This window comes from Microbacterium sp., from assembly GCF_031988965.1.
Classification (GTDB): Bacteria; Actinomycetota; Actinomycetes; order Actinomycetales; family Microbacteriaceae; genus Microbacterium.
In genome coordinates this window covers 1-7634 of the sequence record NZ_DALZXX010000138.1, presented here as the reverse complement: position 1 = coordinate 7634, position 7634 = coordinate 1, and the positions used below count along the sequence as shown (strand labels likewise).

Genomic DNA, 7634 nt, shown 5'->3' with positions numbered 1-7634 from the left:
GCACTCGCATCGCGAGGCGCGGGCGTTCGCCGAGCTCGGGCGGCTCATCGGCGTGCGGATGCCGACGGCTCTCGCGACGCTCCCGTTCGCGCGCTCGCGGTCTCGAATGCTCCAGGCAGACCGTGCGCGAGTGCTCGCGGGTGACTCGGTGCGGTCGGCGGGCACGATCGTGGCGGAGCGGCCCGATGCCCCGCGTCCGGTGCGGGCTCCGGCGACCGATATCGTCTTCGCCGCGCAGGCCCTCGTGCCGGTCGGTCGCAAGGAGCGCGCCGAGATCGCCGCGACCCTCGTGCGCACGGCCGAGGCCGACCCGGATCGCCGCGTCGTCGTCAAGCTGCGGTCACGTCCGGGGGAGTCCGAGACCCACCTCGAGCGCGATCCGTATCTCGAGCTGCTTCCGTCGCGCAGGCCCGCGAACCTCGTCGTCTCGTACGACTCGATGGCACACGCGCTGTCGACCGCCGCAGGACTCGTCACTTTCAGCTCGACCGCGGCGGTCGAGGCGGTCGCTCTCGGAGTGCCCGTGATCGCGCTCGATTCGTTCGGTGTCAGCAAGAGCCTGCTCAACACTGTCTTCGTCGGCAGCGGCCTGCTGGGCGGACGCAGCGAGGTGGTGGCCGGCCGCTTCCGGCATCCGCACCCCGACTGGCTGCGTGACAACTACTTCCACCCCGCGAGCGACTCGACTTGGTGGGCCCACGTCGAACAGCTCGTCGCTCTGCGTCGCGCGGGTGCTCTGCCGGCGAAGCGCGTGCCGGCGGCCCGTGGTGGATCTCTGCACGAGGCGTGGCACCGCGCGAGCGTGCTCGGTCGCGAGGATCGCACGCTCAGCGGTGCGGCGGCGCTCGCGATCGGGGCTCCCGCGACGAAGGCGCTCGCCGCTGTGCGTCGCGGCCGAGCGCCCGGCGACGGCGGCACCTGGGCCGATGCGACGACCGACGTCACGCTCGAGCCGAACCCGTTCCACGACTCGATCCGGCGCTGACCGGCGCCGGATCGAGTCCCGTCCGTGTCAGCTGCTGCGGCGGATCGCCCTGACGCCGACCACGAGGCCGACGGCGGCGACGGCCAGAGCCGAGATCCAGCCCCACAGCACGGTCGCATCACCCAGATCCCCCGCGAACAGCGCCCGCTCGGCCTGGACGACCCAGTTGACGGGGTTCACCGAGGCGACGGCGCGCATCCAGGCGGGGCCGTCGTCCAGCGGAAGGAGCATGCCCGAGAGGATCAGCAGCGGGAAGATCAGCGACTGCTGCACTCCCCAGAAGAGCCATTCCCTGTCCTTCGTCGCGAGTGCCAGCGAGTACGAGAGTGAGCCGAGCCCGACGCCGAACACCGCGAGCAGTGCGAGGCCGATGAGCAGCCCCGGCACGTTGATCGCGAACCCGAAGGGCCAGGCGATCAGCACGATCACGAGCGCCTGCACCACGATCGGGGCGATCTCCTTGAGCGCGCGTCCGACCAGCAGCGACGAGCGGGCCAGAGGAGCGACCAGCGTGCGCTCGTGAGAACCGGTCATCATCTCGTACTGCAGGTTCGACCCGGTCGCCCCGGTGCCGAACAGGACGATCATGACGAGCACGCCCGGCACGAACCAGGCGAGCGTCTCTCCGGCAGGCTGCCCGGAGCCGCCGATCAACAGCGGGGCGAAGAGCCCGAGGAACACGAGCGGCTGCAGCAGGCTGAAGATCAGCGTGAACGGATCGCGCAGCACGGGCTTGAGCTCACGGGTCAGCACGTTCTTCGTGTCGCGCGCGGGATTGGGGCGCACGAGGGTGTCGCTGCCGGTTGCGGCGGTGGTGGTCATGAGAGGACTCCTGTCTTGTCGTTCTCGACACCCGTCTCGGCGCCGGATTCGGATGCGTCGGTGCTGCCTTCGCCCGCCTCGCGCAGCGTGCGGCCGGTGAGTGCCAGGAAGACGTCGTCGAGCGTGGGTGGTACGCCGGTCGCCCGACGGACGAGGATGCCGGCGGCATCCAGTTCGCGCACGATCACCGGCAACAGCTGATCGCCGTCCGGCACGGCAAGTGACAGCGATTCGCCGTCGAGCGACACCTCGGCGGCGCTGAGGCGGGCGACGACGGAGCGTGCGTTCGCTGCATCCGCCTCGGTCGCCAAGCCGAACGTGAGCACGTCGCCGGCGAGCGTCGCCTTGAGCGAGGCCGCGTCGTCGTCGGCGATGATGCGGCCCTTGTCCATGACCATGACGCGCTCGGCGTAGCGGTCCGCCTCCTCGAGGTAGTGCGTCGTGAGGAAGACGGTCGTGCCGTGCTGGGTGCGCAGGTCGAGGATGTGCTCCCAGAGATTCGCACGGCTCTGCGGATCGAGTCCCGTCGACGGCTCGTCGAGGAAGATCAGCGGGGGCGCGTGCATGAGTCCGAGGGCGATGTCGAGCCGCCGCTTCTGGCCGCCGCTGAGCTGCTGCACCGTACGCGTCGAGAATGACCCGAGATCGAGCGATTCGATCAACTCGTCGGCTCTGCGGATGCTGTCGCGCCGCGTCATGCCGTAGAACGCCCCCTGACTCAGCAGCTCGTCGCGCACGCGCTGCGAGAAGCTTCCGCTCGTGAGCTGGCCGACATAGCCGATGCGGGCGCGCACCCCGGCGGCATCCGAGTGGATGTCGTGGCCGACCACCCGGGCGGTGCCCGACGTCGGGGGGATCAGTGTCGTCAGCATCCGCAGGCTCGTGGACTTGCCCGCGCCGTTCGGACCGAGGAACGCGACGAGCTCGCCGCGCACCGCGGTGAAGGAGAGGTCGGTGACCGCTTCGACCGACGTCTTCTTGACGGTGAAGACCTTGGTGAGGCCTTCGGTTTCGATGATGGATTCGTTCGACATGCTCAGAGAGTACGAAGCAACGAGGACAGATCCTGTCCTCGATCTCTGAGATTCTTGAGACATGTCCGACACCACCACCAGAGCCCTCGCGCTGCTCAATCTGCTGCAGACACACCGGCACTGGCCCGGCACGGAACTTGCGAGCCGGCTCGGAGTCACCGAGCGCACCGTGCGCCGCGACGTCGACCGGCTGCGCGAGCTCGGCTATCGGGTCGAGTCGACTCCGGGAGCGGCCGGCGGCTACCGCCTCGAGGCTGGCAGCGCGGTGCCACCGCTGCTGCTCACCGATGACGAGGCCGTCACGATGGCGATAGGCCTGCGCGTCGCGGCGACGCAACAGCTCGTCGGCGGGGCGGAGGTCACTCTGACCGCACTCGCGAAGCTCGAGCAGGTGCTCCCGTCGGCGCTGCGGCAGCGGGTGAATGCGCTCGCCGCCTCCGTGCAGCCGCCGCGGATCGGTGACGGGCCGGTCGTGTCGCCGGCGGTGCTGGGCGAGATCGCGATGGCGACGCGCGATCACGAGCGACTGCGCCTGCGGTACGTCGACGGGGCGGGTGCCGAGAGCGTCCGCCGGGTCGAACCGCACGCCCTCGCTCCCTCCGGACGCAAGTGGTTCCTGCTGAGCTGGGATCTCGATCGCGACGACTGGCGGACGTTCCGCGTCGACCGCATCGTGTCGGTCGAGCACACGCGGGTGCTGTTCACCCGTCGCGAGATCAGCGAGGACGAGATCGAGGAGCGCGTGCTGATCGCCGCGTCGTGGACTCCGCAGAAGATCGAGGCGGATGCCGTGATGGACCTGCCGCTGCCGACCATGGAGGCCGTGTTCGGCCCGTGGTCCGAAGGAGCGACGGCAGAGGGTGAGGACCGCACCCGGTGGCCGTTCGGCGGGTCGGACTGGCGGGAGGCGATGTACGCGCTGCTCTGGATCCCCCAGGGCGTCGAATACACGACGAGTTTCCCCGAGCCGCATCGCGCGGAGCTCAGGGAGGCGGTGGAGCGACTGCTGCGGGCACTCGATGCGCCGGCTCCCGGCTCACGCCGGTAGCGACCTGCGTGCGACGATCGAGGGTGGATTCGGGTCGTCCCACCGCTGGAAGGTCTGCACGCACCAGAAAGCGGCGAACAGGATCAGGGCGACGGCCTCTCCGAACAGCACGACAGGAGTCTCGCCGAAGGCCTGCCGGAAGAGCAGAGCCACGACGAGCAGCACGAGGTCGGCGATGAGCAGGCCTGCGATCCAACGGTAGATCGATCGTTGGCGCGGAGTGGGTGGGGTCTCGCCGGGCTCGAGCGGGCCTCCGGCGGAGAGGATCGGGACGGCGGCGAACACCCCGAAGAACACCAGGGTCACCGCGAAGTGGATGCTGTTCACCGGCCAGAAGTTGAACGGGAAGCCCTCGTTCAGTGCGGGCCAGAACGCGAGTGCCACGACGAGGACGGCGGTGATGATGGCGATGATCGACACCAGGCGAGCGGAACGATTCGGTGTGCGGGTGCGGCGTCGGATCACCGCCATCGTCACCACCACGGCCACGACCACGATCGCGTAGACGGCGATCCCGGCTTTGGCCGTGCCGATGCTCGCCGAGGGAATGCAGTCCGCCGTGGCCGGGCAGGAGAGGTGGCCGATCGCGCGAGAGTCGGCGAGGCCGGTCGGCACGATCGCGATGAGCGGCGCGAACACCGCGCACACATCGAGCAGGGTCGTCGCCCGGCTGCGGCCGGAGAGGGCGAGGAGCACGACGGATGCCGCGATCAGCGTTCCGACGAAGATGTCGCGCGCCGGGGTGTAGAACGCGTGACTGATCGAGGGGAGCGGGTGCCAGCCGACGATGAGCGGCTCCCATGTGATGACGATGATCTGCAGTGCGACGCTGACGAGCAGCGTGAAGACGATCAACACGAGGGAGAGTCGCAGGTAGCGGTGGGACTTCTGTCCGGTCGTCGCGGGGGAATCTGCGGCTGCCATGAGGCGACCGTACACCGCAGCGCGGACGGAGCCGGATGACGCGGCGTGACGCTTCTGGACACGCGGCGACTCACTCTGTCAATCCCCGCAACGATCCTGGTGTTCCGGTGTGGCGCGAGGTAACGTCATCCCCATCGCGGCGATCCGGGCGGTCCCGGGCCTCAGCTCATATCTGACGGCGTTGCGGGTTCGACTCCCGCCGTCGCGTCCACTCTGTCCACGTCGTTCGTGATCAGCCCCCTGAGCGGCGACCGCGATGCAGGCGCTCGACGGTCTCGCCGGCGGCGACTCCGACGAGAACCACCGCGCTCGTGATCGACAGTGTGAGGGCGTTGACGGTGAAGCCCGCGAACCCGGCACCGGCGAGAACGACGAGAGCCGCCAGGCCGACCAGCTGAGCTCGCACCCAGCGCCCCTCGAGCACGCGACGGAACAGCGCCGTGCCGGTGAGGAAGAGGATCGGTGCGCCGACGACGACGGCCGTCGCCGCGAGGCCGCGCTGGTCGGGAAGAGCGAGCGTCTCCTTGTCGCCCACGCTCATCAGGACGATGCCGGCGATGATCGGCAGATGCACCCAGGTGTACGCGGTGCGGGCGAGCCGGGCAGGTTCCTCTGAGGCCTCGATCGCCTCGGCGCCGACGCGTTCGCCGTGATCGAAGTAGATCCACCAGGCCGCCGCTGCGGTGACGAACGCCGTCGACATCGCAGCGATGGATGCGGCGGACGATTCCTTGTCGACGAAAGCGAAGCCGGTGACCAGCAGGCCTTCTCCGAGCGCGATGAGCACGAAGAGGGACGTGCGCTCGGCGATGTGCGGGCCGGAGAGATCCCAGGAGCGCAGCTGGACCTTCCCTCGTCCGGGGACGGGGAAGCCCAGCACGGTGCCCAGCAGTTCGAGTGCCAGCGCGGCGGCCCACAGCGGCAGCTGCCACCCGAGGGGCAGCAGTGCGCCGACGATCCACAACGCGCCACCGGCGACCGTCCAGCACAGGATCAGCGAGAAATCACGGGCCACTCGCCGGTCGTGACGGGCTGTCGCCCACACGATGAAGACCGTGCGCCCGACCTGGAGCACGACGTAGGCGATCGCGAACGCCCACGCTCGATCGCCGAAAGCCTCGGCGATCGAGACGCTCATCACGAGCGCCACGAAGGCGAGTGCGATCACCGCCCCGCGCACCGGAAGCTTCACGGGGTCGAGCCAGTTCGTCACCCAGGTGGTCGACACCCAGGCCCACCACAGTGCGCACACCATGATGACGCCCTCGAAGGCGCCCAGAGGAGTCTGGTTCTCGTAGAGGTAGGCAGACAGCTGGGTCAGCGCGAGGACGAACAGGAGATCGAAGAACAGCTCGACATACGTCACTCGATCCGCGCGCGGAGAGTCCGTGGGGCGCAGCACGTCGCGGGTCATCCCGAATGCCATGCGACCATCCTGGCATCGCTGAGGAGACCTCGATGCACGCGTTCAGAAGCGTGCGCGTCCGCCCGGGGGGACGGTCACCGAAACCCGGCCGTCGATCTCTGGGCGAGCCAGAAGCTGCGGTACAGCCCCTCGCTCGCGAGCAGATCGTCGTGCGTGCCGCGCTGCGCCACTCGACCGTCGTCGAAGACGACGATCTGCTCGGCGGTCGACACGGGGTCGAGACGATGTGCGATCAGCACCGTCGTGCGGTTCTGGCGCAGCACGCCGATCGCTGCCTCGACGGCATCCCGGTGGTGGAGTCCGACGTCGGCCGTCGCCTCGTCGAGGATCACCACCGCAGGATCGGCGAGCAGCGCGCGGGCGATGGCGAGCTGCTGGATGCGGCCCTCGTCGAGCGGATCGTCGAGGGCGACGGATGTCAGGGATCCGACCGCCCAGTCGGCTCCCACCGCGACGAGCACAGCGACCATCTCGTCGTCGCTCGCATCGGCTGCGACGAGGCGCAGATTGTCGGCGATCGACCCGCGGAACTGATGCAGCTCCTGCGACACGTAATAGGGGGCGGTCGTCTCGGGGGTGAACGCGACGCGGCCGGACGACGGCGGATGGTGTCCGGCGATGACCCGGGCGAGCGTGCTCTTGCCCGATCCGGAAGACCCGACGAGCGCGGCGGTCGTGCCCGGCTCCACCCGCAGCGTGACACCGCTGATGCCCCGTCCGGTCGTCGGATACCGGTAGCCGACATCCTGCAGATCCACGGCGACCGTCTCACGGTCGGCGGTCGGGCGTGCAGCCCCGGATGCCGTCGGTCTCTGCTCCGGGGTCATGTCGATCACGCCCACGAGACGCGCGAGGCCGATCGCCGCCCGCTGGATGTCGTCGAGCCCGAAGATCAGCTGCCCGACCGGATCGAACAGGCGGTGGAACACGAGCGCGGCCGTCGTGACCATCCCCACGCTGATCGCGCCGGTCGCGTGCAAGAGGAAGCCGGTGACGAGGATCGCCCCGAGGCCGACCAGTTCGCCGCCGTTGATCCAGCGGAACAGCCGGTTGCGCACCCGCACGCCCTCGACCTGCATCCGGATGGACTGCTCTGCCCGCACCCTGACCCGTTCGAGGGCGTGGTCCTGCTCGTTCAGTGCGATGAGCGTCTCGATGCCCTCGACGGCCTCGAGCACCGCCTGGCTGCGCGCGGCCTCGCGCACCCGCACCTCGCGGAACACGACCCGGGAGCGCCGGAGGAAGGCCCGGGTGCCGAGCACGTAGAGCGGTGCGGATGCCACGCCCGCGAGCGCGAGCCACGGGTCGAGAGCGGTCAGCGCGATCCCCGAGACGCCGATCGCGAATCCCGCCGACAGCAGCACGGGCACGACGGAGCCGCCGGCCTCGGCGACC

At 69.6% G+C, this 7634-nt stretch carries 7 protein-coding genes and 1 pseudogene; 3 read left to right on the top strand and 5 right to left on the bottom strand.

The genetic code is table 11. The features are described from left to right. Positions 1-985, top strand: a 985-nt coding sequence (locus RTM68_RS15655; RefSeq protein ID WP_396654241.1) for a DUF6716 putative glycosyltransferase, incomplete at its 5' end; no start/stop codon positions are given. A 27-nt stretch (positions 986-1012) separates the two neighbouring features. Here RTM68_RS15655 and RTM68_RS15650 read toward each other — a convergent pair. Together RTM68_RS15650 and RTM68_RS15645 are read right to left on the bottom strand one after the other, a co-directional pair. Beyond that, positions 1013-1807, bottom strand: a complete 795-nt coding sequence (locus RTM68_RS15650) for an ABC transporter permease (protein ID WP_312172658.1) — start codon at positions 1805-1807, stop codon at positions 1013-1015. Continuing rightward, positions 1804-2841 carry an ATP-binding cassette domain-containing protein gene (locus tag RTM68_RS15645; protein ID WP_312172656.1) on the bottom strand — a complete coding sequence of 346 codons (1038 nt, stop codon included), beginning with the start codon at positions 2839-2841 and terminating at the stop codon, positions 1804-1806. The genes RTM68_RS15650 and RTM68_RS15645 overlap by 4 nt, the downstream gene beginning before the upstream one ends. 61 nt (positions 2842-2902) lie before the next feature. Between RTM68_RS15645 and RTM68_RS15640 the strand changes: the two genes are divergently transcribed. After that, positions 2903-3889, top strand: coding sequence for a WYL domain-containing protein (locus RTM68_RS15640; protein WP_312172654.1), 987 nt, complete (start codon positions 2903-2905; stop codon positions 3887-3889). On the opposite strand, the gene RTM68_RS15635 is transcribed toward RTM68_RS15640, so the two are convergent. Continuing rightward, positions 3878-4813, bottom strand: a complete 936-nt coding sequence (locus tag RTM68_RS15635) for a hypothetical protein (protein WP_312172651.1) — start codon at positions 4811-4813, stop codon at positions 3878-3880. The two genes, RTM68_RS15640 and RTM68_RS15635, sit on opposite strands and share 12 nt — an antisense overlap. Before the next feature lie 135 nt (positions 4814-4948). Here RTM68_RS15635 and RTM68_RS15630 point away from each other — a divergent pair. Next, positions 4949-5024, top strand: a pseudogene (locus tag RTM68_RS15630). 21 nt (positions 5025-5045) lie between these two features. Here the strand turns inward: RTM68_RS15630 and RTM68_RS15625 are convergent. After that, the gene (locus tag RTM68_RS15625; RefSeq protein ID WP_312172649.1) at positions 5046-6239 is read right to left on the bottom strand and encodes a low temperature requirement protein A; all 1194 of its coding nucleotides are present in this window, start codon (positions 6237-6239) and stop codon (positions 5046-5048) included. 74 nt (positions 6240-6313) lie between these two features. After that, the coding region (locus RTM68_RS15620; protein ID WP_312172646.1) for an ABC transporter ATP-binding protein at positions 6314-7634 on the bottom strand (1321 nt) is incomplete at its 5' end.

Bases quoted from the DNA above. Each gene is read 5' to 3' on its own strand.
- RTM68_RS15650 (WP_312172658.1), bottom strand. From the start codon at position 1,807: ATGACCACCACCGCCGCAACCGGCAGCGACACCCTCGTGCGCCCCAAT.
- RTM68_RS15645 (WP_312172656.1), bottom strand. From the start codon at position 2,841: ATGTCGAACGAATCCATCATCGAAACCGAAGGCCTCACCAAGGTCTTC.
- RTM68_RS15640 (WP_312172654.1), top strand. From the start codon at position 2,903: ATGTCCGACACCACCACCAGAGCCCTCGCGCTGCTCAATCTGCTGCAG.
- RTM68_RS15635 (WP_312172651.1), bottom strand. From the start codon at position 4,813: ATGGCAGCCGCAGATTCCCCCGCGACGACCGGACAGAAGTCCCACCGC.
- RTM68_RS15625 (WP_312172649.1), bottom strand. From the start codon at position 6,239: ATGGCATTCGGGATGACCCGCGACGTGCTGCGCCCCACGGACTCTCCG.